Annotated in this window: 22 protein-coding genes and 1 tRNA gene; 12 read left to right on the forward strand and 11 right to left on the reverse strand. The window is 42.9% G+C overall.

Translation table 11 applies throughout. The features are described 5' to 3' along the window. Positions 1–115: 115 nt before the first annotated feature. The 5 genes from BMW98_RS06755 (at position 116) to BMW98_RS06775 (ending at position 3,826) form a co-directional block, all read left to right on the forward strand. Positions 116–1,198 (forward strand): hypothetical protein, encoded by a 1,083-nt coding sequence (locus BMW98_RS06755; RefSeq protein WP_121505236.1) that lies wholly within the window; start codon positions 116–118, stop codon positions 1,196–1,198. Then, positions 1,195–1,821 (forward strand): LysE family translocator, encoded by a 627-nt coding sequence (locus tag BMW98_RS06760; RefSeq protein WP_162844697.1) that lies wholly within the window; start codon positions 1,195–1,197, stop codon positions 1,819–1,821. The genes BMW98_RS06755 and BMW98_RS06760 overlap by 4 nt, the downstream gene beginning before the upstream one ends. Positions 1,822–1,824: 3 nt before the next feature. Further along, positions 1,825–2,508: a Crp/Fnr family transcriptional regulator gene (locus tag BMW98_RS06765; RefSeq protein WP_090257747.1), complete on the forward strand. Its 684-nt coding sequence runs from the start codon at positions 1,825–1,827 to the stop codon at positions 2,506–2,508. A 101-nt stretch (positions 2,509–2,609) separates the two neighbouring features. Then, positions 2,610–3,299: a head GIN domain-containing protein gene (locus BMW98_RS06770; protein WP_090257748.1), complete on the forward strand. Its 690-nt coding sequence runs from the start codon at positions 2,610–2,612 to the stop codon at positions 3,297–3,299. A 65-nt stretch (positions 3,300–3,364) separates the two neighbouring features. Then, entirely contained in the window at positions 3,365–3,826 is a 462-nt protein-coding gene (locus tag BMW98_RS06775) for a nuclear transport factor 2 family protein (RefSeq protein WP_090257749.1), read from the forward strand. Positions 3,827–3,917: 91 nt separating this feature from the next. Here the strand turns inward: BMW98_RS06775 and BMW98_RS20420 are convergent, their stop codons facing one another. The 3 genes from BMW98_RS20420 to BMW98_RS06785 form a co-directional block, all read right to left on the reverse strand. Further along, positions 3,918–4,076 carry a hypothetical protein gene (locus tag BMW98_RS20420; protein ID WP_162844698.1) on the reverse strand — a complete coding sequence of 53 codons (159 nt, stop codon included), beginning with the start codon at positions 4,074–4,076 and terminating at the stop codon, positions 3,918–3,920. 265 nt (positions 4,077–4,341) lie between these two features. Further along, positions 4,342–4,575, reverse strand: a complete 234-nt coding sequence (locus BMW98_RS06780; RefSeq protein WP_090257750.1) for a GIY-YIG nuclease family protein — start codon at positions 4,573–4,575, stop codon at positions 4,342–4,344. A gap of 41 nt (positions 4,576–4,616) precedes the next feature. Beyond that, a tRNA-Leu gene (locus tag BMW98_RS06785) sits at positions 4,617–4,700 on the reverse strand. A 127-nt stretch (positions 4,701–4,827) separates the two neighbouring features. Between BMW98_RS06785 and BMW98_RS06790 the strand changes: the two genes are divergently transcribed. The 3 genes from BMW98_RS06790 to BMW98_RS06800 all read left to right on the forward strand — a co-directional run bounded on the left by BMW98_RS06790 (position 4,828) and on the right by BMW98_RS06800 (position 8,003). Further along, complete coding sequence (locus tag BMW98_RS06790) at positions 4,828–5,514, forward strand: LiaI-LiaF-like domain-containing protein (protein WP_090257751.1); 687 nt, start codon at positions 4,828–4,830, stop codon at positions 5,512–5,514. Positions 5,515–5,519: 5 nt separating this feature from the next. Further along, positions 5,520–7,205, forward strand: a complete 1,686-nt coding sequence (gene ggt, locus BMW98_RS06795; RefSeq protein WP_090257752.1) for a gamma-glutamyltransferase — start codon at positions 5,520–5,522, stop codon at positions 7,203–7,205. A 222-nt stretch (positions 7,206–7,427) separates the two neighbouring features. Next, positions 7,428–8,003 carry a hypothetical protein gene (locus tag BMW98_RS06800; RefSeq protein ID WP_222843606.1) on the forward strand — a complete coding sequence of 192 codons (576 nt, stop codon included), beginning with the start codon at positions 7,428–7,430 and terminating at the stop codon, positions 8,001–8,003. Positions 8,004–8,057: 54 nt separating this feature from the next. Here BMW98_RS06800 and cydB read toward each other — a convergent pair whose 3' ends face one another. Beyond that, positions 8,058–9,092 (reverse strand): cytochrome d ubiquinol oxidase subunit II, encoded by a 1,035-nt coding sequence (gene cydB / locus BMW98_RS06805; RefSeq protein WP_090257753.1) that lies wholly within the window; start codon positions 9,090–9,092, stop codon positions 8,058–8,060. 2 nt (positions 9,093–9,094) lie between these two features. Then, on the reverse strand, positions 9,095–10,471 hold the full coding sequence (locus tag BMW98_RS06810) for a cytochrome ubiquinol oxidase subunit I (protein WP_090257754.1): 1,377 nt from the start codon (positions 10,469–10,471) through the stop codon (positions 9,095–9,097). Positions 10,472–10,663: 192 nt separating this feature from the next. On the opposite strand from BMW98_RS06810, the gene BMW98_RS06815 reads away from it, so the two are divergent. Next, the gene (locus BMW98_RS06815) at positions 10,664–11,923 is read left to right on the forward strand and encodes a replication-associated recombination protein A (RefSeq protein ID WP_090257755.1); all 1,260 of its coding nucleotides are present in this window, start codon (positions 10,664–10,666) and stop codon (positions 11,921–11,923) included. Between the two features lie 486 nt (positions 11,924–12,409). Here the strand turns inward: BMW98_RS06815 and BMW98_RS06825 are convergent, their stop codons facing one another. Further along, complete coding sequence (locus BMW98_RS06825) at positions 12,410–13,177, reverse strand: hypothetical protein (RefSeq protein ID WP_139177440.1); 768 nt, start codon at positions 13,175–13,177, stop codon at positions 12,410–12,412. Positions 13,178–13,261: 84 nt separating this feature from the next. Between BMW98_RS06825 and BMW98_RS06830 the strand changes: the two genes are divergently transcribed. Together BMW98_RS06830 and BMW98_RS06835 are read left to right on the forward strand one after the other, a co-directional pair. After that, complete coding sequence (locus BMW98_RS06830; RefSeq protein ID WP_090257758.1) at positions 13,262–14,914, forward strand: M28 family metallopeptidase; 1,653 nt, start codon at positions 13,262–13,264, stop codon at positions 14,912–14,914. Between the two features lie 13 nt (positions 14,915–14,927). Beyond that, positions 14,928–15,239, forward strand: a complete 312-nt coding sequence (locus tag BMW98_RS06835; RefSeq protein ID WP_090257759.1) for a hypothetical protein — start codon at positions 14,928–14,930, stop codon at positions 15,237–15,239. Positions 15,240–15,952: 713 nt separating this feature from the next. Here the strand turns inward: BMW98_RS06835 and BMW98_RS06845 are convergent. Next, entirely contained in the window at positions 15,953–16,681 is a 729-nt protein-coding gene (locus BMW98_RS06845; RefSeq protein ID WP_090257761.1) for a nitroreductase family protein, read from the reverse strand. 1 nt (position 16,682) lies between these two features. Continuing rightward, complete coding sequence (locus tag BMW98_RS06850) at positions 16,683–18,131, reverse strand: SLC13 family permease (protein WP_090257762.1); 1,449 nt, start codon at positions 18,129–18,131, stop codon at positions 16,683–16,685. Between the two features lie 530 nt (positions 18,132–18,661). Between BMW98_RS06850 and sucD the strand changes: the two genes are divergently transcribed. Next, the gene (sucD, locus tag BMW98_RS06855; protein WP_090257763.1) at positions 18,662–19,537 is read left to right on the forward strand and encodes a succinate--CoA ligase subunit alpha; all 876 of its coding nucleotides are present in this window, start codon (positions 18,662–18,664) and stop codon (positions 19,535–19,537) included. Between the two features lie 157 nt (positions 19,538–19,694). Here the strand turns inward: sucD and BMW98_RS20645 are convergent, their stop codons facing one another. From BMW98_RS20645 to BMW98_RS06865, 3 genes are all read right to left on the reverse strand, one after another. Continuing rightward, a complete protein-coding gene (locus BMW98_RS20645; RefSeq protein ID WP_262501586.1) occupies positions 19,695–19,823 on the reverse strand; it encodes a hypothetical protein in 129 nt (42 codons plus the stop codon). Between the two features lie 136 nt (positions 19,824–19,959). Then, a complete protein-coding gene (locus tag BMW98_RS06860; protein ID WP_090257764.1) occupies positions 19,960–20,427 on the reverse strand; it encodes a hypothetical protein in 468 nt (155 codons plus the stop codon). After that, on the reverse strand, positions 20,427–25,241 hold the full coding sequence (locus tag BMW98_RS06865) for a tandem-95 repeat protein (protein ID WP_090257765.1): 4,815 nt from the start codon (positions 25,239–25,241) through the stop codon (positions 20,427–20,429). Before BMW98_RS06865 ends, BMW98_RS06860 begins: the two co-directional genes overlap by 1 nt. Positions 25,242–25,246 lie beyond the last annotated feature (5 nt).

A 25,246-nucleotide genomic window follows, 5' to 3' on the forward strand; every position in this document is an offset into this window, starting at 1 on the left:
GTCAAATGGATGACTGTTGTGCAGACGGCAAAACGACATTGTATTGAGGTATGAATATTCTTTCTGAATCTCTGATGACAACTTTGCGTTGATTAAATTCAATGTTTTAAACTTTATGAGAAATCGCTTACCACTCTTTTTGGTAAAGGTGTTTTACTACGAATACTGGCCCTTTTGGCTCTTCTTTTTGCCATTGGTTCCTTACTGGCTTTATTTGGCCATTAAGTGCAGGTCGTTGACATTCTTTACAGCGGCTAACCCGGGCATAAAGCACGGAGGTGTATTTGGCGAATCGAAAATGGATATTTTGGATCAGTTGAATCCGAAGTTCCTGCCAAAAACAGCATTGATTAAGCGAAGAGAAAACTGGACTGCGGTAATACAGATGATGGAGAAGTTGAATCTTAACTTTCCAATTATTCTGAAACCAAATATTGGTGAACGTGGTGCCGATGTGGCTAAAATTAATGATCAACAAGGGCTAGTCGATTATGTACGTAAGGCCGATTATGATTTTATAATTCAGGAGTTTGTGGGTTTCCCAATTGAGTTGGGGGTACTATACTATCGTTACCCTAACACTGGACAGACGGGGATTTCGTCTATTGTTCAAAAGGAGTTTCTCCAAATTGAAGGCGATGGTCGCAGCACTTTGAAGGCTTTGGTTTTTAAAAGTGAGCGCGCCAAACTGCAGTGGGACAATATAAAGTTGAAATTTGGAGAGAGGTTACAAGATGTGTTGCCAAAAGGTGAAAAGCTAGAGCTAGAACCGATTGGTAATCACTGCAAAGGCACCAAGTTTTTGAGTGGTATGGATTTGATCGACAATAACTTGGTGAAAGTGTTTGACGAGGTGGCTGCAGGTTCCGATGATTTCTACTACGGTAGGTTCGACCTAAGGGTGAGTTCTGTTGAAGACTTACGAAAAGGCGAGAACATCAGGATAATGGAGTTTAATGGAGTTACTTCCGAACCAGGGCATATTTACGATCCTAAGCTCAACTTGCTAATCGCTTACCGCGATGTTATCAGAGGTTTAAATATTATGGCGGAAATCAGTCGTCAGAATATGAAGCGTGGGGTAGCAGTAACACCGGCCATGGAGCTTTTGCGAGAGATTAAAACCCATTTTGGGCGCAAAAGGCAACCGGCTAATACGGAGACCAAATTGAAAGCCAAAACGGTTTTAGCCAAGTGAGTTTATTCTTAGTTATTAAAGCTTTTTTGTTAGCTGTTGGAATTTCCTTTTGTGGATCCGTTCAGTTAGGGCCAGTTAATTTTGGCACAATTCACACCGCTTTAAACAAGCATAAAAATGCCGCAATACGATTTGGTTTTGGGGGAAGTTTACCCGAGTTACTTTACTGTGCATTGGCTTTTGGCAGTGCCGGAATACTAGAGCAGTTCGGGCTTTTTCAAGACTACCTCAAATATTTGACATCCGGCATTTTATTCGTTTTTGGTCTTGTTTTAATCTTTCAAAAATCTGGTGATGGTAAAAGAAGTTATCAGGTAAAAGATGGAAATGAGCTTTGGTGGGGAGCCACTTTTGGGCTCTTCAATCCACAACTTTATCCGTTTTGGCTATTCATAATAGCCTATCTAAAGTCGAACGATATTCATCATTTCACTAGTCTTTCAACCCAAGTGGCTTTTACAATAGGCACGGCAGTTGGGGCATTTGTACTCCAGTATTTGGTGGCTGTTTTAGCTTCCAAAAACAGGGCTTTCATCTATACTAAAATTACCAAAAACTATAATAAGGTGCTCGGTGCTGTCATCATCGCAGTAGCAATTATACAGTTGGTAATAAATAGTTGAAAAATGCAACGAGAGATTAAATATTGGTACCTGAGAAACTACGATTTGTTTACTCAGCTAACCAAAGAGCAGGTGAATGATTTGTGTAAAACAGCGCGCTTTTTAAGAATGAAAAAAGGGCAGACCATTTACTTTGCCAACCAAGACAAAAAACGCATGTACTTTCTCATAAATGGCAAGTGCAAAATCAGTGAAATCGACCGAATGGGCAATGAAATGATTAAGGACATTGTTCTTACAGGTGACCTTTTTGGAAACTTATCTGGTGGAGGCTACGGGCTTACACAAGAGTATGCTGAGGTGCTTTCGAGCGAAGTGATAATCTGTATGTACGAAATGCCAGATTTTGAAATGCTTATGCAGAAACACCCTAGTTTGTCGTATGCTTTTTCGCAAAAAATGAGCGATAAGCTTAAGCGAATGGAGCAGCGCTATGCCAACTTGGTTTTTAAAGATGTAAAGGAGCGCTTGAAGGCATTTTTGCACGATTGGGCCCAGCGCGAAGGTAAATCCGATGTGGAAGGAACGGTGATAAGAAACTACCTTACCCATCAAGAAATTGCTAGCCTGATAAGCTCTAGCCGCCAAACAGTTACTACACTTATCAACGAGTTGAAATTAGAGGGGAAGGTGCTGTATTCGCGCAGTAGAATTGTAATTCCAGACGTGCGCAGGCTGGCGGCTTAGTTAAAGAAAAATTGTAATTGGAAGAGTCGGTTTTTGCTGGCTCTTTTTTCTTTCATGCAACCTTGCTTATAACTTAGCAGTCTGTGAATAAAAACCAGGTCATGAAAAACTCAAATAGAATTACAATTGTATTAAGCTTACTCGCACTTTTTAACCTTTCCCTCTTTGCGCAAAACTCCGAAACCCGATCACTTAGCAACTTTACTGAAATTCACGTTGCCCAAGGAATTGAGCTCGTAGCCAAAAAGGGAACCGAAAATTCAGTTACCATTGAAGCACGCGGGATAGATATTGAAGATGTTTACACCGATCAACGTGGCGATGCACTTAAGCTAAGATTGCGCCAGCCAAACTTCAAAAGCCCGCATGTTAGAATTGAACTAACCTATACTGAAGAGTTGGAGAAAATCAATGTAAATACCGGGGCTCAGGCAATTTTCAGAGATATTATTAAAACGGAAAGGCTCGATATAACAGCAAGTACTTCCGGTATTGTCGAAGCTGAGATTAATGTGGAGGTGTTGGACTTAAGCGCCACTACTTCTGGGCAAATTGATCTTTCCGGAAATGCTAAGGAAATTGAGGCGAGTGCTTCAACAGGTGGAGAGATTGATGCTTTTGATGTAGATACGGACGATGTGTATGCAAAAGCAAGTACAGGCGCAGCGGTAAGAGTAACGGCCAATGAAAGGCTAAAAGGTTCGGCAAATACTGGTGGCGATGTGCGTTACAGAGGCAATGCCCGTACTGATATTAGAACCAGCACAGGTGGCAGTGTACGAAAAAGCTGATAATTCACATACTTGCACAAGTTGATTACTGGCGAATAATTTTAGTTTTGGTAAAAGCTTTAATTATGAACTGGATAAAAATAATTGGATCCCTTCTTGGGCTTTTCTTTTTGACTTTCAATGCAACTGCACAAACCGATGAGGCAGAAATAAAGGAAACCATCATGCTGATGTTTGATGGAATGCGGGCTGGCGATAGTGCCATGGTGCATGCCGCCTTTGCCAAACAGGTTACTATGCAGCGGGTGGCAAAAAACCGAGAGGGAAAAGTTGTGGTGTCTACCTCAGATTTAGGCGGTTTTCTTAAAGCAGTTGGAACGCCACACGATAAAGTGTGGGATGAACAAATAACATTTGAAAGCATTCAGATCGATGGGGAAATGGCCTCGGTTTGGACACCTTTTAAGTTTTATCTCGGAGACACTTTCTCGCATTGTGGGGTAAATGTGTTTAAGCTATATAAGTCGGAAGATGGCTGGAAGATTTTCCATTTAGTAGATACCAATAGAAGAACCGATTGTGGTTAAGCTGGTTAATAAGAAATGAAAAAGCCGCTAAGTCTAAGACATAAGCGGCTTGATACTACTAGAACAAAAAAAGCCCTCGAAGGGGCTTTTTTTATTTTCCTCTTCGATAGTGATCTACAATGATCTCCTTCACTGAAACGCGCTGGTGACTGAGGTTGTATTGACCATTTTCGTAAGAGGCGCCCGAATGCGTTTTAACCTTCTGTCTACTTTCGTCATTCATTAGGCGTGCCGATTTTACTTCCTCCATTTCTAATAGTTTACTATTGAAAAATCGTAAAATACACATGTACCGTCTGTGCAGGTACAAACTTATGCAAACGATTGCAGTTGCCAAACAAAATGGAATTAATTTTTAAGAAATTTCTCAGAATACCACTTGGGGGTGAGGCGAGCACAAACCACATGGATTTAACACAAAAAAGCCCGGTAAAACCGAGCTTTTTTGTGCGCACGAGAAGCTTGTCCGCCTCAGGCGGAATTCGAACCCTGCCCAAGGCAGGCAAGTTCCAGGCTTAGAGTGTTTTGATGAAGGCGCGTCCCTTACCGGATTTCAAGAATTTTTCATGAACACGTGCATCAGCATGGTTTGGGAATGCTTTAGTGTAAATGAGGTCGAATGGGGTGTAGGATTTTGTGGTTTTGTTTTGCCCTTTGTTATGTCTTTCAACCCTTACTTCTAATTCCGATGAAATGCCAACGTAGTTATAATTTCGGGTTTGGCTTCTTATTACATATACATACACCATGAGTTAAAATACAAAAAGCCCGGTAAAACCGAGCTTTTTTGTGCGCACGAGAAGATTCGAACTTCCACGCAAGTTAATGCACCACCCCCTCAAGATGGCGTGTCTACCAATTCCACCACGTGCGCGTGATTTTGGGGATGGCAAAAGTAAAGAACAATTCCACTTTTTCAAACAACAATTAAGCACCTTTACTGTAAAACAGCTTTGGGAAAGCTCTTACTGTTTTCTAGCTTTATACAATTACTCAAAAATATGAACAACCTAAGTAAGAACGCCTTCATTGGCATTGCCTTTATAGTTGTAGGTGCGGTTTGGGCGCTCGATAACATACGCCTTATCCCTTGGCAGGTGGGCTATTACCTGTTTCAGTGGGAAAATATTCTAATCGGTCTCGGAGCTTTTCTCCTTATTTCAAAAGAAAATGTAAAAGTTGGTGGCATACTTTTGGCACTCGGGCTATTTTTTGTAGCCGATGATTGGTTCAGGGTTGATGTGCACCTTTGGGATCTTTGGCCGCTGGCCTTGGTTTTTGTGGGTATTTATTTACTCAATAGAAATACCAATAACCCTGATGAGCCATACGATACGACAGGCGATGACCACGACCGAATTGATGATACCGCCATATTTAGCGGAGGAGATAAAGTATACAATACACAAAACTTTAAGGGAGGAAACCTAACTGCCGTTTTTGGTGGCTCAAACATAGATTTAACTACAGCCAATACGCAACAAGAGGTGGTAGTAATAGACGTGTTCTATATGTTTGGTGGCTCAAAAATTAGGGTGCCACAGCATTGGCATGTGGACATGCGGGCAACCAATATTTTTGGAGGTATTTCCGATAAACGGCACTTTGTAAACCAACCCGCTGAAAACAGCCCAAGGCTTGTCATTAAAGGGCTTGTGATTTTTGGTGGAGCCGAAATACAAAACTAATCACTATGAAGAAGTTAATTGCTTTGCTGATACTGGCTATTGCTGCTCAGCTAAACGCGCAAGATAGAATTACAGGTAAAACATGGGCTACCCGCTCCGAGGTTATCGCCCAGCATGGAATGGCCGCAACCAGCCAACCGCTGGCTACGCAAGTGGCGCTCGATATACTTAAAAAAGGTGGAAATGCCATTGATGCGGCCATAGCTGCTAATGCGGTCCTCGGTTTGGTTGAACCAACCGGCAATGGCGTAGGTGGAGACCTTTTTGCTATTATTTGGGATGCTAAAACTGAGCAGCTTTACGGCTTGAATGCCTCTGGCCGTTCACCATATAGTCTTAGCTTAGAATACTTTAAAAAGAATGGCTATGAGAAAATACCCGCTTACGGGCCACTGCCAGTTTCGGTGCCAGGTGCTGTAGATGGCTGGTTTGAGATGCACGGAAAGTTTGGCTCAATAGAGATGCAAGAAATTCTTCAGCCAGCTATTGATTATGCCAACAATGGCTTTCCCGTTTCGGAACTAATCGCTTGGTATATGGAACAGGGCGCAAAGAATTTGGCGCGCTTCCCTGGTTTTAAAGAAACGTACATGCCAAATGGCCGAACACCAAGAAAAGGGGAGGTTTTCAAAAACCCTGGCCTGGCCAATACACTAGACAAGATTGCAAAAGGAGGTAGAGACGCTTTCTACAAAGGCGATATTGCCAAAACTGTTGCTGACTACATCGAGCAGTTAGGAGGCTTTTTGAGTGAAAAGGATTTTGCTGACCACACTTCAGAGTGGGTAGAGCCAGTTTCTGTGAACTATCGCGGTTACGATGTTTGGGAATTACCACCGAACGGTCAGGGAGTTGCGGCCTTACAAATGCTACAAATTCTAGAGCAGTATGATATAAAATCAATGGGCTTTGGTAGCAAAGAGTACATTCACACATTTACTGAGGCTAAAAAGTTGGCATTCGAAGATCGTGCGAAGTTTTATGCCGATATGGACTTTTACAAAACGCCTGTTGAATGGCTTATTTCGGATGAATACGCCAAACAGCGTAAGCAGTTGATCAAGCCAAATCAGGCTGGTAGGGCTTACCCTGCGGGTCAGTTAAAAGATGGAGACACCATTTATATGACCGTAGCTGATAAAGACGGAAATATGGTTTCGCTAATTCAGAGTAACTATAGGGGGATGGGCTCAGGCATGACGCCTCCTGGCCTAGGCTTCATTCTGCAAGATAGAGGTGAACTTTTCTCTTTGGAAGAAGGCCACGCCAATGTTTACGAACCACATAAGCGACCATTCCACACCATTATCCCTGCTTTTATTACAAAAGATGGAAAGCCATTCGTGAGTTTTGGTTTAATGGGAGGAGCTACTCAGCCGCAAGGCCATGCACAAATCGTTATCAACTTAATAGACTTTGGCATGAATTTACAAGAGGCAGGAGACGCACCAAGAATTCTGCACAATGGTTCTTCGCAACCAACTGGTGGTACAATGACGGACGGTGGCGTGCTCCAATTGGAGTCGGGAATTGACTATGAGGTGATTCGTGAGTTGGTGAAAATGGGGCATAAAATTTCATGGAATGTAGGTAGTTATGGTGGCTATCAAGCCATTATGTGGGATGATGTAAACAAGGTTTATTACGGTGCTTCGGAATCTCGAAAAGACGGGCAAGCTGCTGGGTATTAAAAGCTGTAAACGGAATTAAAAAAACCTGCTACTGAAAAGTTGCAGGTTTTTTTATGCTTTCGTTCGAGAAGCTAAGTGCTGTTTTTGAGCCCCAAAACGCTTCCGTTGCAAACGAATAAATAACCGTTCTTCAATATTCTTGACGATTTGGTTTGAAATATCTTGCAACAAAGTTGCATTTGCACTAATGTTGCAGTATCGATTACAAAAAGAACCTATAAGATGAAAATGAAGAACCTTTTTGCAGTAAAGTATTTTCTAATAGCCATGCTGGCTGTAAGCATATTTAGCTGTGATAGTGACGATCCGGAGCCGGTAAATGAAGAAGAACTGATCACAACTTTGAAAGTAACGTTTACTGGTACAGGCAATACAACTGGTGTTGTAGAAGCTATTTTCCAAGATTTAGATGGTGAAGGAGGAGATAATCCAGTGATTACCAACCCAACACTTATGGCAAACGGTACCTACAATGTAACTGTTCAGTTTTTGAACGAAACTGAAAACCCTGCTGAAGACATAACCGAAGAGGTTGAAGAAGAAGATGAGGAGCATCAGGTATTCTTTGTTACTGCAGGTGGCGCTGAACTTACTTATGCTTATAACGATGAAGATGGTGACGGTAACCCAGTTGGTTTAGCCGGAACGGCAACTACTGGCGCAGTCGGTAGCGGAACACTTCAGGTGTTATTGATTCACGAGCCAAACAAAGGTGGTTCAGGTGTTTCTGATGGAGACCCAACCAACGCAGGTGGCGAAACTGATATTAGCGTGACATTTGACTTAACTATTCAATAAGGATTGTTGAATAGTTAGTAGTATAGAAAGGGGCTTAGGCCCCTTTTTTGTTTTCTAATAACTGTGCTCGTCTAGTTCTACTTTACCCCAAAAAGTTTTGTACACAAAGTAAGTATAGGTGGCAATTAGAGGAACTCCAATAGCCGCCATAGTGAGCATAATCCCCAAAGTTTTGGTACTTGCAGCGGCATTGTAAACTGTAATATGGTTTTCTGGATTATCCGTAGAAAAGATAATAACCGGGTATAGTTCTACGGCTACAATAATCAGCATCATGGCTAGGCTAAGTGCCGAAAATAGGAATGCGAAAAGAAACTTTCTTTTTGATACTAGCCTTGGAATATTCGCAATAGCCAAAAAAGCAATGGTAGGAATAATAAACATCCACTGATTGGCCTTAAACTTATCGGTAAGCTGCGGAATATAAATTAGCGTGTAAATAGTTACTAAGCTAAAACTTACAATAAAGAAAATGATTGCGCGCTTTGTAAATAGGGTTACCTGATGGAATAGCTTACCATGAGTTTTTAGCCCTAAATAAATGGCTCCGTGCATCATAAAAGCAGCCAGTGTAGTAACACCAACCATTATGGCGTAAGGGTTCAAAAAGCTCAGCCAGCTGCCAGTGTATTGTAAATCTTTGCTTAGCGGCATGCCCAGTAAAATATTTCCCAATACAATTCCCAATAACAAGGCAAGCAAAATGCTGCTCACGCTGTAGCTAATATCCCACATTTTGCGCCACCATTGCATGGGCTCCTTACTTCTAAATTCAATGGCCACTGCTCGAAAAATAAGAGCGGCCAAAAACAGCATAAAGGGGATGTACATGGCCGAAAACATGTTGGCGTAAACTATTGGAAAGCCTGCGAAAAGTGCTCCGCCACCTATTACCAACCATACCTCGTTACCATCCCAAACAGGACCAATGGCATTTAATGCTATGCGTCTGCTTTCTTCTTTTTTTAGAAATAAATGCCAAGCCCCAGCGCCTAAGTCAAAACCATCGAGAATGGCATAACCGCTAAATAGCGCACCTACTACCATGAACCACCAAGTTGCGTAATCTATACCTAAGAATGTTTCCATGTTTAGCTGTTTAGTGCGTTATAATATTCGTGCTGCTTTGGCCGCTGATCCATGAGTGGTGACTCGTCTGGCCCTTTTTTAATCTTCTTGGTTAGTAGGTAAATGAATAGGGTGAAAAGCAAAGCGTAAATCAAAAAGAAAAGTATTAGTGAAAATAGCACTTGATTGGCCGTGACTACTTCGGAAAGAGCATTTGATGTACGAAGCAGGCCATAAACTACCCATGGTTGTCGACCCATTTCGGCTGTAAACCACCCAACTTGGTTAGCTATTTGTGGAAGCAAAACCGAAAAAACCAGTATCCAAAGCATCCATCTATGGTCGAATAACTTGCCTCGCCACCATAGAAATGCTGCATAAATTGTGAGTCCGATCAGGAACATACCAATAGCAATCATGATGTGATAAAACTGAAAAACAGCATTTACCTGTGTAGGGATTTCGTCTTGCGGAAAATCATCTAAACCTCTAATCGGTGCTTCAAAATCCTGATGGGTTAAAAAGCTGGTTCCGCCCGGAATGGCCAATCCTTTTACCTCTTTATTCTCTTGGTCCACCCAGCCAAAAATGTAGAGATCTGCCGGGGCGTTTGCCTCAAAGTGGCCCTCCATAGCCGCCAATTTAGCAGGTTGGTGCTCGGCAACTACTTCGGCCGAAGCATGTCCCGTAACCAACTGCGCCAATGAAGAAATAAGTGCAACTGTAAGCGCAATTTTAATGGCTTTTTTAGAAAGGTCAACGTGCCTGTTCTTCAATATATAGTAGGCATGCACCGAGATGATTAAGAACGCTCCTGCGAGAAAGGCTCCGATCCACACGTGCAAAATTCTTTCCACGCTAGATGGGTTAAATACCATGGCCCAAAAATCAGTTATCTCAGCTCGGGCTTCTATGCCTTCGCCAACTATGTGGTAGCCCGCAGGGGTTTGCTGCCAGCTGTTCGCCACCACAATCCATATGGCCGAAAACATACTACCTAACCAAACGCCAACGGTCGCTATAAAGTGAACTTTGGAGCTAACCCTATTCCAGCCAAAGAGTAAAACACCAAGAAAGCCGCTTTCTAATGCGAATGCAAAAATGCCTTCTGCCGCTAGTGCGCTGCCAAAAATATCGCCTACAAAGCGTGAATATGTTGCCCAATTGGTACCGAACTCAAATTCCATTACAATGCCCGTGGCTACACCAATACCAAAGGTCAGTGCGAATATTTTAGTCCAAAATTTGGCGAGTACCTCGTAAGTCTTGTCTTTGGTGCGCAAATATTGGCCTTCCATAAACACCATTACCAAGCCTAAGCCAATGCTTAGCGGAGGGTAGATGTAATGAAAAGCGACTGTGAAGGCGAACTGAATGCGGGCGAGAATTTCTACATCCATAGTGTAGGGTTTTGGGTGGAGGATTACATTCCGTAAAACAACCTAAATCTAGTTTAGACAGCTATTTACCGAAGTAACATTGGTTACAGTTGCAACGCACAAAGGCGGCCGACTGTTCCTGTTTTCATGTCCTTTTTTGGCAATTTTTAATAAGTGTTCGGCATTGCGCCACAAGCTTCATAATTTCACCGAATGGATAAGCCTTTAGCAGAACGCATACGCCCCGAAACCCTTGACGATCTAATCGGTCAGGAGCACTTGGTGGGCGAAAATGGAGTGTTGAGAAGAGCCATTAGGGCAGGAAGTATTCCGTCTATGATTCTGTGGGGACCTCCGGGCGTAGGCAAAACCACCATTGCCAATATTATTGCCAATTCGGTGAAGGCGCCATTCTTTACTTTGAGTGCCATAAGCTCTGGAGTAAAAGAAGTTCGTGAGGTAATTCAACGCGCGAAATTCCAAAGCAATACCATTCTATTTATCGATGAAATTCATCGTTTTAATAAGTCGCAGCAAGATGCGTTGTTGGGGGCAGTTGAAAAAGGCGATATTACCTTGATTGGCGCTACTACCGAAAACCCTTCTTTCGAGGTAAATTCTGCTTTGCTCTCGCGCTCGCAGGTGTACACTTTAAAAGCACTTTCTAAAGATGACTTACTCAGACTGATTGAGCAGGCCCTCAAAAAGGACAAAATCCTAAGTCAGAAAGAGGTGGTATTGAAGGAGACTGGTGCGCTCTTCAATATTTCTGGTGGCGATGCCCGAAAATTACTCAACCTGCTCGATTTGGTGGTGGAAAACCTTGGTGGTGAAAAGGTAGAGGTGACCGATGAAAAGGTGAAGGAAATCGCGCAACAGCGGGTGGCTACTTACGATAAATCGGGCGATATGCACTATGATGTCATTTCGGCTTTTATCAAATCCATTCGCGGTAGCGACCCCAATGCAGCGGTGTACTATTTGGCCCGAATGATTGAAGGGGGAGAAGACATTAAATTCATAGCGCGCAGGTTGGTTATTTTGGCTTCTGAAGACATTGGAAACGCTAACCCAACAGCATTGGTAATTGCCACGAATGCTTTTCAGGCGGTGAGTGTAATTGGTTACCCCGAAGGGCGAATTATTCTATCTCAGGCCGTTACTTATTTGGCCAGTTCACCAAAGAGTAACGCGGCTTATATGGCCATTAATCAGGCTCAAAGTGTAGTGCGACAAACAGGTGACCTGCCGGTGCCAATGGCAATTCGTAATGCGCCAACCAAGCTGATGAAGGAAGAGGGCTACGGCAAAGGCTACAAATACAGCCACGATTACCCCGGAAGCTTTGCTGCGCAAGAATTTTTACCAGACGAAATTAAAGGAACTGCTTTTTACAATCCTGGAAAAAACGCACGCGAAGAGGATATGCGCAAACGCCTAAAAGCCATGTGGAAGGAGAAGTATGGGTACTAGGTGATGGAAGTAGGGAGTGTGTAGTAATTGTTGGGGCTATCTCAAAGTAATTATACCGAGCTACTTAGTATCCTTTCTCTTAGCTCATCAATTAAAACTTGTTTTTTCGTTAGGTTATTTACTTGAAAAGAGATGACTCCACCATGTTCAGTCTTTTGATTCAATCCAATGTCGTAGAATGTTATTTTTCCTGTGTTGAAGAGAAGTTCAACTCTAGGTTCTATATACTTTAGGTCACTTAATAGGATTAGGGTTTCTTTATTCCCTCGGTTGACTTTTAAACTACTGTCCGAAAAGGAGACTTTGTAAGTGTTAGGAATCATTAAACTGAAAATTCCTCCTAATATAAGAAAGGATGCGGGCACTATTAGGGTGCCTAACTCGAGAGTTTGGAAATATAGGGTAAGTGATAATAAGGAAATTGTTACAGTAAGAGTAACTATAACCTTTCGGTACGGAATGGCTGTTTTAGATAGTCTTTTGAACTCAGTCATTGTTGGCAACTTTCTCGAAATATACCTTTAATAACCCATTCTCATCTTCTTTAGTCCAAGTCATATGGTTTTCTTTTTTCGAGAATTCGACTTGCCAAATGGTTTTGGTGTTGTCTGCATTGTTAATGGTCCAAACTTCGTTGGAGTGGCCACCAATATGCCAAACACCTGTTTCTACTTGCTCACCAGCTGCATTGAATTTGCGGTAAGCGCGATCCCACATAAAGAAATAGCGGTTTCTTTCTAAGTCTAGGGTTTTTTGCACTTGCTTCGTTTCTGGGTCGAGCAGTTCAGCTTTAGACATTGTCCAGCCACCAACAATTAAGTCCCAAGGAGCACTAGGCTTATCGGATGCCTTTTCCAAAAGTACATTCACCTCCATGCCGTCTTCCATTCGTTGCCAAGCCATGTATTTACCATCATCAGAAAAGCTTACGTTGAATGCTCCATAAGAGTCAACCTCGTTCTTGTTAGATTGAACCAGTGTTTTGTTCTCGCGGTCAAAAGTATAAGCGCCATTCAGGTTTTGGATGTTGCCATTTCCTCCGGTAATTTTTCCGGTGCTTTCATACTTAAACCATTTGGCTGTAGGGGTAAGCTCACGGTTGCCCACCATTACTTTAACTACCGTCCACATGCCGATGAGCTCAACTTGGGTAAAAGAGATATTACCCGTTTTTTCGTTGGCAATATCGTAGTAACTCTGTGCAGGGCTAAGGTTACCCATCAATAATAGAAGAACAATCGCTAAGGCTCTCATTTTATAAAACTATAATTTTAGTTTTATAAAATCCATTCTTTACACATCGAATTTTCTATATCTTGATCGCAAGAACCATTGATTATGAAAAAGCTTAGTGCACTTCTATTTTTATCCGTTTTCGGGTTAATGCTTTCTTGTGGCAGTCAGCCAGAGGAAGCCGATGTGGCTGTAAACATGGATACACTCACTATTCATCGACATTTGAGCGTGTTGGCTTCAGATGACTTTATGGGGAGAAAGCCTTTTACCGAAGGTGAAGAAAAAACCATTCATTACTTGGAGTCGGAGTTGAAAAGGGTAGGAGTGGCCCCCGGAAATGGCGATAGCTACTTTCAGGATGTGCCGTTGGTAGAAATTACGGGAGTACAATCTCCTGAAATGGTAGTAAAAGGAGCGAATGGTTCCATGAGTTTTTCTACTCCAAACGATGTGGTGGTGTACACCGAGCGCGTGGAGGAGCAAGTAGAAATTAAGGATTCGGAATTGGTGTATGCCGGTTATGGTATTGTGGCTCCAGAATATGGCTGGAACGACTATGAAGGCTTAGATGTAGAAGGGAAAACCGTAGTGGTTTTGGTAAACGATCCAGGATTTGGTTCGGGAGATTCTACCTTATTTAAAGGTGATGAAATGACGTATTACGGCCGCTGGACTTACAAATATGAGGAGGCTGCGCGACAAGGAGCAGCAGGAGTTTTAATAGTACACGAAACCGTACCGGCTGGTTACCCTTGGCTGGTGGTGGAAAGTTCTTGGACTGGTGCTAAGCTCAATTTAGATGCTGAAAATGCGCCTTATAAATGTGCCATTCAAGGATGGATTACCAGAAATACTGCTGTGGCTTTATTTAAAGAGGCAGGTATTAAAGATTACTCCGATATGGCCAGAAGTGCTGACTTTAAGCCTGTGCCAATGGGTATGACAGCCTCGGTTGGAGTGACCAATACCATTAAAAAGGACATGTCGAGAAATGTGGTGGGTATGGTAAAAGGCAGCACCCGACCTGACGAGTATATTATTTATTCTGCGCATTGGGACCACCTTGGTGTGGGAGAGCCAATTGATGGAGACTCCATTTACAATGGAGCGCATGACAACGCAACAGGCACTGTTGGCCTTATGGCCATTGCCGAAGAGTTTGCAAAACTGGAAAACAAGCCCGAGCGTTCGGTGGTATTTTTATTTGTAACTGCTGAGGAGCAGGGTTTGCTCGGCTCGGCTTACTACGCACAGAACCCTGTGTTCCCACCAAATCAAACCGTTGCGAACATCAATATGGATGGCTTACCGGCTTATGGCGAAATGAAAGACCTAACGATCACTGGTTATGGGCAATCGGAGTTGGATAAATATGCCGAGCGTGAGGCTACAAAGCAGGGACGTTATATTATTCCAGACCCTGACCCAGGAAAGGGATATTTCTTCCGTTCCGATCATTTCAGTTTTGCTAAGGTGGGCATTCCAGCCCTTTACGCTTCGGGTTCTTACGAATCGATGGAGCATGGCGTGGAGTTTACCGAAAAGAAAACGCAAGAGTATTTAGCGGTAAAGTATCACCAACCACAAGATAACTATGAGCCAGAGGAGTGGGATTTAAAAGGCATTGTACAGGATGCAGCATTGCTCTTCCGAGTGGGGTATCGATTGGCTAATGAATCGTACTGGCCACAGTGGAGCGAAGGCTCAGAGTTTAAAGCCAAGCGCGATGCGGATATGAGTTTGAAGAAAAAGTAATTACTAAGGCAAGGTGGTTGATTTTGAGTTATGGTTAGAGTTTGAGGAAGTAGACCCAGAGAATTGGGATAGGGAAGTAGCGTTCGCAAATATTGAAGTTGCTTTAGGTGATGGAAGAAGATATGGGCTAAACGTATGGACGTTTGAGTTCTTCGTGTCGCTAACAAATAATAAAGCTGAGGTCAGGGACAACTATATTGCTCCCCCTGATTTGTTTGTTAAGTATATGACTAGAGAGTGTATTGAAGAGGCAATAGGGATTCTTTTATTGGAAGATGACTTGGAGAAGGCTTTGAACCCAAGTATTCTTATAAACCCAGAATAATAATCACCCCCTCTGGCTATCTCCTCTTGAAGAAAGTGGTTTCCTAGCAATTGGCACATCTATGAAATTTTGCAAAGTGATGTTTATACGGCCACTCCTCCTTGGCGAAGGAGGTTGGGAGGATTGACTTGTTAAGTGATGAAATCCGTTTGTTCTAATCCCCCCTAGCCCCCTTTTCGAAAAAGGGGGAATGGCCTCTGCTAGATTGAAGAGCAGAACATTTGAGTTATTTCTTTGATGCATTTAGTTAAATGCATTTTCTTAGAAAGTTACTCTTGAAGAAAGGAGGGATAAACGGAAACTGTACCAGTCTGCCGATGAGTAGGCATGCAATCAAAGAGATTCTGAAATAACCCCGGCTTTTCTGGGCAGGGTGAGGTGACAGCAGGGGTGTTTCGTTTATGGCCAAATGACTTTGATGATTACTATTAGAACAACCACTAAACAAATACTCGCTAACCAATTGTATCTATTTTCTTTTTTAGCCTCTTTACTATCTCCCTCCAGAAAGTATGATTTGAACTTCCTTTTGTTAAAAGGGGAGAATATTAGGTAGCGAACTACTCCTCCTAAAAATTGAATAATATCTATTATAGTGTTATCCATTAATCGCTAAGATTTAAAGAACCCAATGATAAATCATATAACTGGCATATATTAGAAGTACTGAGAAAAGTTTACTACTCATTTATATCTCCTTGAGATAGACCGTACTAAACTTCAAAAATCACTTCACTATTCGGTATTCTAAAACGGCTGGAGTAGATACCGCCTTCCGCTGATGGACCACAGCCAATTACCATTACCACTTCTGCTTTGCGGGGTAGTTTCAAGAATTGCTTAATACGTTTGGAATCCATGCCTTCCATTGGGCAGGTATCGTAGCCTTCGGCTTTCATGCTCATCATAAAGTTTTGCGCAGCCAGCGCAGCACTTTTGTGCACCGAAATACGAATATCTGCTCGGTTTCCATGCCTAATCATTGGCTTGTTAATGCCGGCAAAAAAGTAAATGCACTTTTTCAGCATGCCCCAGAGGTCTAGCCAGTCCGTCCAATAATATTTCGGAATCAGGTTTTTATAGTAGTTCATGGCGCGGCTAGCCTGCTTCGATTTGGCATCGGGGTAAACACGCTGCATTTCCTTAACCAAAGCCTGTTGGCGTTTTTTCCATAGGTCTCTACGGGCCACTACCACTACCAACTCTCGAGCAGTTTTAGCGGCTTTTTGGTTCATGCACATCCAAGCGACTTGCTTTTTGGCTTCGTCTGACTTTATTCGATAGAATTCCCATAGCTGCATGTTGCTAGAGTTTGGAGCCAGCACGGCTCTTTCCAAACTCCGTTTTACTGCATCAGTGTCGAACTCCGCTTCCGGATCATAAATTCTTACAGACCTTCTTTCTTGAACAATTTGATCGAATACCTCGGCTTCTTTCCGCATGTTAATAGATTAATGGAACAAGTGTTTGCGATAGAATTACCAGTAAAATTATGGCAATTATATTCAACAGCACACCCGCCCTTAACATGTCTTTCATGCGAATCATTCCGCTAGAAAAAACAATGGCATTTGGTGGGGTAGAAATAGGCATCATAAAGGCATAGCTTGACGCTAGTGTAACTGGTACCGTCAGGTACATTGGGTTCATTCCTAAACTTTGGGAAATACCGATAACCACCGGAACAAAAATTACAACTAAGGCTACATTGCTCATAACCTCTGTCATAAATAGCATGAAAGCCGTGAGCCCGGCAATCAACAAAATGGTATTCATTTCGCCACCTCCGGCAATACTTTCCCCGACTATTTGTACTATTTCAGATTTCTCCATGGCTTTGGCAAGTGTTAGTCCACCGCCAAAAAGTAATAGTATTCCCCAAGGCAGGCGAGCGGTGTACTCCCATTCAAGCAGGTATTTGCCTTTTTTAATGTCAACAGGGGTGATGAACATAAGTATGCCGCCTGCTATGGCAATAATCGAGTCGTTCAAAAGTGAAGTGTTGAACCAGTTGTTGATACTGCCTCGTAAAATCCAGGTTAATGCCGTAACCACAAAAATGATCGCTACCCGCTTTTCCGCCTTAGAAATTTTGCCCAGCGCTTTCAATTGGTCATCAATTACCTGAGCTGATTCTGCTAGGTTCGAAAGTTTGCTAGGAAAAAGCACCCGTGTGATCATAAAGTATACTACTGTGAGCATGATAATGCATATCGGGAGACCGATGAGCAGGTATTTGCCAAAAGTAACCTCGTAGCCAATCATGTCGCTCATAAATCCAACCCAAGCCACATTTGGAGGTGTGCCAATAATGGTAGCTGTTCCTCCTACATTAGCTGCATAAGCAATAGAGAGCATCAGCCCCAGTGCAAAGCGTTTATGCGCTTTCCCTGATTGCTCATTAATATCGAGAAGGTTGGTAATGGAAAGAGCAATTGGCAGCATCATTACGGTGGTGGCGGTGTTGCTTATCCACATAGAAATGAATGCTGTGGTGAGCATAAAGCCTAGAATTATACCGTTTGGGTTGGTGCCAGTTCTTTTAATCAGGTTAAGTGCAATGCGTTTGTGGAGGTTGTGGCGTTCCATGCCCAATCCTAGTAAAAAACCACCCATGAACAGAAAGATAATCTTGTTGGCATAGGGCGCTGTAGCCTCGTCTATAGTGAAAATGCCAGCTAACGGAAAAAGTACAATTGGCAGTAGTGCTGTTACGGCCATTGGTGCTGCTTCGGTAATCCACCAAGTAATCATCCAGAGCGCAATGCCTATTACCTTCCAGGCTTCTGGACTAAGTGCTGGGCTCGGATTCCAAGTACTTACTATAAAGAATAATAGTGGGCCAAAGAGTAGACCGAAGCGTTTTGCGCCATTAAATTCTGGTGACTTCAAAAGTTTAAGGTTTTAGTAAAGTTTTGAAAATACCAAAAAATGAGGAACTGGCAGAACGGGCTTAGGTTATTTGTTTAGCAGGAAGCAGGAAGCAGGAAGCAGGAAGCAGGAAGCAGGAAGCAGGAAGCAGGAAGCAGAAGTTGGAATGGTCTGCTTTGTTTTTGGTGCGCCATATGTGAGAAAAGATTTGAACAGAAAGTGTATAAATAGAAAAAAGCCCCGTGCGGGGCTTTTCTCATCTTCAACCTTAAAATACTAAAAACTAACTAACTATGTTTTTTTCTCTTTTAGAATTTAATTCGGAAACTTTACCTTCTGTTCTGTTTCTTTAAAATTAACTTCTGTCTATAAGACGTTTTTCAACCTAATTTGGTTTCAAAAGATTAGGAATTTTTTTAGTTAAAATAGGTTAATGTCTTTACTGTATGATATACAGGCAGGTAGGTTTGCCGCCCTACCATTTGTCTGTAATAATCCTTTTGCTAAGCCATATATTGTTCTATTTTTGCCTCAAATTTAAAACGATAGCAATGAGCGTTTTGGTAAACAAAGATTCGAAAGTAATTGTCCAGGGATTTACCGGTTCTGAAGGTACTTTCCACGCAGGGCAAATGATTGAATATGGAACAAATGTAGTAGGTGGTGTGACTCCTGGTAAAGGTGGTCAGACGCACTTAGACAAACCGGTTTTCAATACCGTTGAAGATGCAGTTCAGCAAACAGGAGCAAATGTTTCTATCATTTTTGTACCACCAGCATTTGCGGCAGATGCCATTATGGAAGCAGCCGATGCAGGTATTGAGGTGATCATTGCTATTACAGAGGGTATTCCGGTAAAAGACATGGTTTATGCTAAGGAGTACATCAAAAACAAAGATGTTACTTTAATTGGACCTAACTGCCCAGGTGTAATTACACCAGATGAAGCTAAAGTGGGTATTATGCCTGGCTTCGTTTTCAAAAAAGGTAGAATCGGATTGGTTTCTAAGTCTGGAACTTTGACTTACGAGGCTGCAGACCAATTGGCTAAAGCTGGCTTGGGTATTTCTACGGCTATCGGTATTGGTGGCGACCCAATCATCGGAACTCCTACAAAGGACGCTGTACAGTTGTTAATGGAAGATCCTGAAACTGATGCTATCGTTATGATCGGTGAGATTGGTGGAAACTATGAGGCGATGGCTGCTAACTACATCAAAGAAACTGGTAACAAAAAGCCTGTAGTTGGCTTTATTGCTGGCCAAACAGCGCCTCCGGGCAGAAGAATGGGCCACGCTGGTGCTATTATTGGTGGTGCTGATGATACTGCCGAAGCTAAAATGAGAATTATGGCTGAGTGTGGTATTCACGTAGTGAGCTCTCCGGCTGATATTGGTGAAACAATGGCCAAAGTAATTAACGGCTAAAACATAAAGGACCTTAGGTCTAAATGAAAAGCGGCTGTCTCAATTGAGGCAGCCGCTTTTTTTGTTGGCAATTCCCATTGACCATTTAGGTCTGGTTAAAGATTTATGTTGATTGTATGGGATTTCTTGTATTGTCGGCTGCTATTCAAACTGCCGATTAGTTAAAGAAAATTATCCATAGCATAACGGCAAGCAAAACTAACAACTCAAAAGAGTTGGATAGCGTATTCAAAGCTTTGCGGCTAAGAGATTCGTTGTCGTTCGATATGGTTTCTGTCTTTTTCATAGCGGGTTAAAGTAAACAAGGGGCAGGACGCCCCCTGTTTCAGAGACTCAACTAAATCAGAATACTATACTGACTTGATTCAAAGGTCATACTATCTCGTTCTGAATTCAATACCCACTAATGGGTATTTACCGAATTATTTAGTTAAAGTGACCGTATAATTTCCGTTAGCTCCTGCCATTGCATTCGAACTGGTTTTTGTGAAAGTAAAAACCAATCGTCTGGAAGACAGGGTGCTAAGTGTTATTTGCTTACCCGACCCAGTAGTTACCTGGTTGTCTGTTTCACCAACCCAACTCCAAGTACCAGAAGCAGGAAATAGTTCTCCTGCATTGGTAGTTGTAAATGAGCCGTTGTTAATGTTCATAGTAAAACCAGGATACTTATCAGATACATCGGTACCGTCTAGGTTAATGCTTCCTCCACCATCAATCCCCCAGGTTCCTTCAAAGATCTCTTGCGCTATCTCTTGAGGAGTTTTCTCTGGTTCTGTTGGGTCATCCCCGCCTCCTCCACCACAGGAGGAAGCTGAGATTACCAGAATTAATGAAAGAAAGATGAACCTTATTGTTTGCCCAACGTGGACGTTTATTCTCGTTTTCATTACTTAATTACCATTAGTTTTTTCACAACCGATCCTTTTTCTGAGCTAATGCGCACCAAATAAGTGCCTGCAGGGTAGCTAGAAACATTCACTTTTACAGTTGGCTCTTGAACTGCCTCTTTCACCCACTTTGTATTGCCTGTCATATCAATGATGGCTACAGTTGGTTGAATTTGCGGAGCAAGGGTCAAATCTATGGTAACAATGTCAATGGCAGGGTTAGGGTAGAGCTTTACCTCTTCCGCATCAAAGATGTCATCATCTATGCCTGTCACTATATTGCCTTCACCTACTAAATTCACCACAGTTTCGCCTAAAGTTGACTGAATAGTGATTGTACCATTGTAAGCACGCTCTTCTGTTGGTGTAAATACTACATCAATTGTTTCGGTAGCACCAACGGCAATAGTTAGGCTAGTCGTAGCTACCGAGAAACCATCGGAAGCGGTAATTGAACTTACTTCAATGTCCACATCACCGTTGTTTTCTATGCTCAATTGTTGCGTAGTAGACTCCCCAATCTCGGTTGCATCGAAGTTAATATCCGCAATATCTGCAATGCTTGGTTCATCCACATTGGTTACGTTCACCGTAAAGCTCTGCTCTGATGAAGCGCCACCAGCATCGGTAGACTTAATGCGTACCGCGTAGCTACTCTTCGACTCGAAGTCAAAGCTTTCGGCACTCAATAACTTACCATCCGTAATTGTGAATGAAGCATTGTCCGTGTCGCCAGTACCCGCCACTAAAGTGTAGGTATGTGTATCACCAGCATCTTCGTCAGTTGAACTGAACGCTCCAATTTCGGTGCCTGCATCTGCGTTTTCTGCTAGTGCATTGGCCGAAATGGCAATGGCTGTTGGTGCTTCATTTACATTGGTAACCGTAATGGTTTGTTCCGATTCGTAAGAAAGCCCGCCAGCATCGGTGGTTTTAATACGAACAGCATAACTCGCTTTTTCTTCAAAGTTCAAGCTTGCTTTGGCGAGCAATTCACCGTTGCTGATCTCAAAGGCATCGTTATCTGTATCGCCAGTTCCAGCCACCAAGCTATAAGTGAACGTGTCGCCAGCATCTTCATCGGTAGAGGCAAATGCTCCTACGGCCTGAAGTGCCGTGTTGTTTTCACTAATGCTTGTTGCACTTAGGCTCAAGGCTGTTGGTGCTTCGTTTACATTGGTTACAGTAATTGTAACCTGCTCATCGTAAGTAGCACCGGCTGCATCGGTCGTTCTAACACGTACAGTGTAAGTTGCTTGTGTTTCGAAATCTAGTGCTTCAATAGTGCTAAATGTTGCTCCATTAATCGAGAATGCTGCGTTATCGTCTCCACCAGTTCCATCAACAAGGGTATAGGTGTGGCTGTCGCCAGCATCTACATCTGTACTGCTGAAAGATCCGATCACGGTTCCGATTGCGGCATCTTCTGCAATTGTAAGGGCCGATAAGCTTACTGCCGAAGGCGCATCGTTTACGTTTTCAACATTAATAGTAATGTCTTGCGAAACGCTTCCACCATTACCGTCAGTCGCAGTTACTGTTGCAGTAATGCTTCCAACATCATCGTTGTCAGGAGTTCCTGTGAAACGGTTTGTGGTCGCATCAAAGCTCAACCATGCTGCATTGTTAAAGCTTGCAGAATATGTAAGATTGTCGCCATCCACATCTTCAAACAAATCTGTGTCTAGCGCTACACTTAGTAATACATCTTCCGTAGCCGTAACATCCGGTAGGGTAGATAGTATGGTTGGTGCATCGTTAGTATTCGCTGTAGTTAATGTTAGCGACTGTGTTACAGTACCACCACTACCATCATCGGCAGTAATGTTAAAGCTTGCGCTTCCAACATCATCGTTACTTGGCGTGCCCGAAATACTTTGGTCATTTACACTTAGCCATGCAGGTGCACCAGCAAGCGTAAAGCTCAGGGCGTCACCATCAATGTCGGTAAATAGTGTACTTACATCAAAGCTGTAGGCTGCATCTTCAGTGGCATCTGTTAAGCTACTACCTATTACTGTTGGTGCATCGTTAATAGAGTTAACTGCCAGCACAAAGGAAGAGGCTGCAGATAGTTCTCCATCGGAAACAGTTACTGTAATGGTAGCCGAACCTGATGCATTTGCTTCTGGTGTAGCCGCAATACTAATACCCGCTGCTTCTTCCGTAATTACGATCGATTCATTTTTCAATAAATCAGTATTGGAAGATACCGCAGAGAATGTCAATTGATCACTCGAATTATCAATATCCTCGAAGCTTAGGTAAACGCCATTCATGCTGAAATCTTCTTGAATGGTTTGATCAGCTGCGCTACCCAAGGTAGGCGCATCGTTTACTGCATTTACTTGAATGTTGAAATTGAGGAATGAAGTTTTACCATTTGCAGTAGCAATGAGGTAAACCTCTTCAGTACCGTTAAAATCGCTCGGAGAGTTGAAAACAAGCTCATTGTTTACAATACTTGCTCCAATTCTTGTCAGTCCGTTGGTACTAAAGCTAAACACTGCATTGAGATCATTAGCATCAATAAATACATTACTAATGTCTATGGTGTGTTGACCAAAGTCCTCATCTAGTGTCACATCTGCCAAGGCATTTACCACCTGAATGTCGGCTGCTTGGTTCTCCAAGTTGAAGGTTACTGTTTGCGAAGTGCTCAACTCCCCATCAGTTACATCAATTTGAATGTTTTCCGTACCTGTTTGACCAGCAATTGGTGTAACAGAAAGTAAGTTGTTGTTCACACTAAGTGTGAAGAGCGTACTTGCTGTACCTGCGAGGCTGTAAGTCAATTGGTCTGCGGCTGTTTCCACATCCTCAAAGTATTCCGCCAAATCGAGGGTGTAAGTAGGGAAGCCCTGAACTACATTTTGAGTTTGGATGGTTTGACTTACTGAAGGTGCATCGTTTACGGCATTAATGGTCAGGTCGAATGACTGGGACTCAGAAAGAGATGTACTAGTTCCTAGTCTATCATCGGCCACAACACTAAAGTTTACCACGCCATTGTAGTTTGCTTGTGGCGTTATGGTCAATAGGTTACCACTAACGCTTACAGATGCTACACCCTGAATATTAGGCGTAACCTTATAGTCGAATACCGGAAGCGCAGCGTCAATATCGGTGGTGGACAAGGTGTATGTAAATACGTTGTCTTCGTCAATATTTTGGCTGCTGATGGCCGCCAATACTGGGCTATCGTTAACCGGATCTACTGTTACCTTAAAGGTGCGTTGCTTGGCGTAAAGCTCGGTTGTACCAACTTCTATAAGTTTAAGGGTAAGATTAGCCGAACCGCTAAAGTTAGCTGCCGGAGTAATTACCAATTGATTGCCGTTGATTACTGCCGGCACATTCGTTCCGTTAGATGAGGTTACACTTACGCTTACCTCATTATCAACATCAGCAAAAGTTAGGTCAACTGTAAGGCTACCATCTTCGCTTAGTCTTTGGTTCGGAATGCTGGCTAATGTTGGCGCATCGTTTACATCTACCACCTGAACTACCGCATATGTTTCGGTAGTGGTGCCTCTGTCGGTGCTAGTAACACTAAACTGCAAAGAATCCAAGTAGCCTTTTTCTCCTTGAGGAGTATACAGCAACGACCACTGGGCTAAGCTAGCGCTAGACTTCACTAATGCAGGGCTACCCGTTGTACCGTACAATGCTCCTTCCGTAATTTCGATTGAAGCGTCTGTAAGGTCAAACTCGCCCAATTCCACCGCATAAAGGTTCAGTTCGGTTTGGGTGTTCTCTTGTGTACTTCGCTTGGTTGCGAAGGTAAAGAACATACCGTCATCCGAAGTCGTGGCAAATGGAGCGTTACCAGTCAATAGGTTTACATTTTGGTAGCGTACTTGGCCTGTGCCTTCATCACCCGTGGCCTCGTTGTCCATCACAAAGGCGTCATCATCAGTAAATCCAGTTGGCGAGCTTACCGATGCCGTAATGAACACTTTTTCCGCATTGAATAGGAAAGGGAATGTTTCGGCTGAAACATTAAAGTTTGCGCTTAGTACGTTGCCTTCGGCCGTTAATTCATCTAGCTGGAAGGTTCTTTCGATTAGCGTTTCTACGAATGGCGCAGTTGGGTCCGACAGGTTAATGTAAGCAATGCTTACATCGTAGCTGGCGTTGAACTGGTTATCGCTGAAAGAAAGTGCCAATGATTTATCCGCAGCATTTGCAGCCGTTTGAACAAACTCTGTAATGTTATGCGGCTTGTCTGTTACGTTGAATTGAAATTTGTACGTAACTGTTTCTGACGACAGCTTTTCTCCATCCACCTCAATTACCCTAAACTGAAGCTCGTCCTGATAGGCCGTGCCCGGTGTTAGGCTTCCCGAAGGAGTGAAGTTAAACTCAAAGTCGGTTGTGCCGCTTAGGCTCAATTCACCAAGTGCTGGTTGTGTTACAATCTGATAGGCAATAATATCGCCATCAGGGTCGAAACCTTCCAAAACAATTGGGTCCTTGGCACTCACAAATATGCGTTCTTCAGAAGCAACAGCTACGGGAGCGTTGTTTGGTTCTGCTTGCATAAAGAGTGGTACCGCAAAACCAATGGAACCTTTGTATTCGGTTTGGCCATCGGTTGCCGTAAGTACTGTGCTGGCACCAAATTGCCCAACAGAGATAAAGCTGTTGTTGATGCCTCCGGAAATCCACTTACCGCTTGCCGTTGTCATTCTGAGGTTTCGCACAGAGTCTTTGTTGATCTCCTGTGCTACTGCCATAGTGCAGAGCCCCAGCATGAGTGTTGAAAGCAGCAGCTTCCGGAATCGTTTAGAAATTCCTCTAATGCTGATCATGCTAA

The sequence above is a fragment of the Roseivirga pacifica genome (genome assembly GCF_900111145.1).
Taxonomy (GTDB): domain Bacteria; phylum Bacteroidota; class Bacteroidia; order Cytophagales; family Cyclobacteriaceae; genus Roseivirga; species Roseivirga pacifica.

What these genes read in the sequence shown, in the direction of transcription:
- BMW98_RS06755 (WP_121505236.1), top strand. Translation starts at nt 116, where the DNA reads ATGAGAAATCGCTTACCACTCTTTTTGGTAAAGGTGTTTTACTACGAA.
- BMW98_RS06765 (WP_090257747.1), top strand. Translation starts at nt 1,825, where the DNA reads ATGCAACGAGAGATTAAATATTGGTACCTGAGAAACTACGATTTGTTT.
- BMW98_RS06770 (WP_090257748.1), top strand. Translation starts at nt 2,610, where the DNA reads ATGAAAAACTCAAATAGAATTACAATTGTATTAAGCTTACTCGCACTT.
- BMW98_RS06775 (WP_090257749.1), top strand. Translation starts at nt 3,365, where the DNA reads ATGAACTGGATAAAAATAATTGGATCCCTTCTTGGGCTTTTCTTTTTG.
- BMW98_RS20420 (WP_162844698.1), bottom strand. Translation starts at nt 4,076, where the DNA reads ATGGAGGAAGTAAAATCGGCACGCCTAATGAATGACGAAAGTAGACAG.
- BMW98_RS06780 (WP_090257750.1), bottom strand. Translation starts at nt 4,575, where the DNA reads ATGGTGTATGTATATGTAATAAGAAGCCAAACCCGAAATTATAACTAC.
- BMW98_RS06790 (WP_090257751.1), top strand. Translation starts at nt 4,828, where the DNA reads ATGAACAACCTAAGTAAGAACGCCTTCATTGGCATTGCCTTTATAGTT.
- ggt (WP_090257752.1), top strand. Translation starts at nt 5,520, where the DNA reads ATGAAGAAGTTAATTGCTTTGCTGATACTGGCTATTGCTGCTCAGCTA.
- BMW98_RS06800 (WP_222843606.1), top strand. Translation starts at nt 7,428, where the DNA reads ATGAAAATGAAGAACCTTTTTGCAGTAAAGTATTTTCTAATAGCCATG.
- cydB (WP_090257753.1), bottom strand. Translation starts at nt 9,092, where the DNA reads ATGGAAACATTCTTAGGTATAGATTACGCAACTTGGTGGTTCATGGTA.
- BMW98_RS06810 (WP_090257754.1), bottom strand. Translation starts at nt 10,471, where the DNA reads ATGGATGTAGAAATTCTCGCCCGCATTCAGTTCGCCTTCACAGTCGCT.
- BMW98_RS06815 (WP_090257755.1), top strand. Translation starts at nt 10,664, where the DNA reads ATGGATAAGCCTTTAGCAGAACGCATACGCCCCGAAACCCTTGACGAT.
- BMW98_RS06825 (WP_139177440.1), bottom strand. Translation starts at nt 13,177, where the DNA reads ATGAGAGCCTTAGCGATTGTTCTTCTATTATTGATGGGTAACCTTAGC.
- BMW98_RS06830 (WP_090257758.1), top strand. Translation starts at nt 13,262, where the DNA reads ATGAAAAAGCTTAGTGCACTTCTATTTTTATCCGTTTTCGGGTTAATG.
- BMW98_RS06845 (WP_090257761.1), bottom strand. Translation starts at nt 16,681, where the DNA reads ATGCGGAAAGAAGCCGAGGTATTCGATCAAATTGTTCAAGAAAGAAGG.
- sucD (WP_090257763.1), top strand. Translation starts at nt 18,662, where the DNA reads ATGAGCGTTTTGGTAAACAAAGATTCGAAAGTAATTGTCCAGGGATTT.
- BMW98_RS20645 (WP_262501586.1), bottom strand. Translation starts at nt 19,823, where the DNA reads ATGAAAAAGACAGAAACCATATCGAACGACAACGAATCTCTTAGCCGC.
- BMW98_RS06860 (WP_090257764.1), bottom strand. Translation starts at nt 20,427, where the DNA reads ATGAAAACGAGAATAAACGTCCACGTTGGGCAAACAATAAGGTTCATC.
- BMW98_RS06865 (WP_090257765.1), bottom strand. Translation starts at nt 25,241, where the DNA reads ATGATCAGCATTAGAGGAATTTCTAAACGATTCCGGAAGCTGCTGCTT.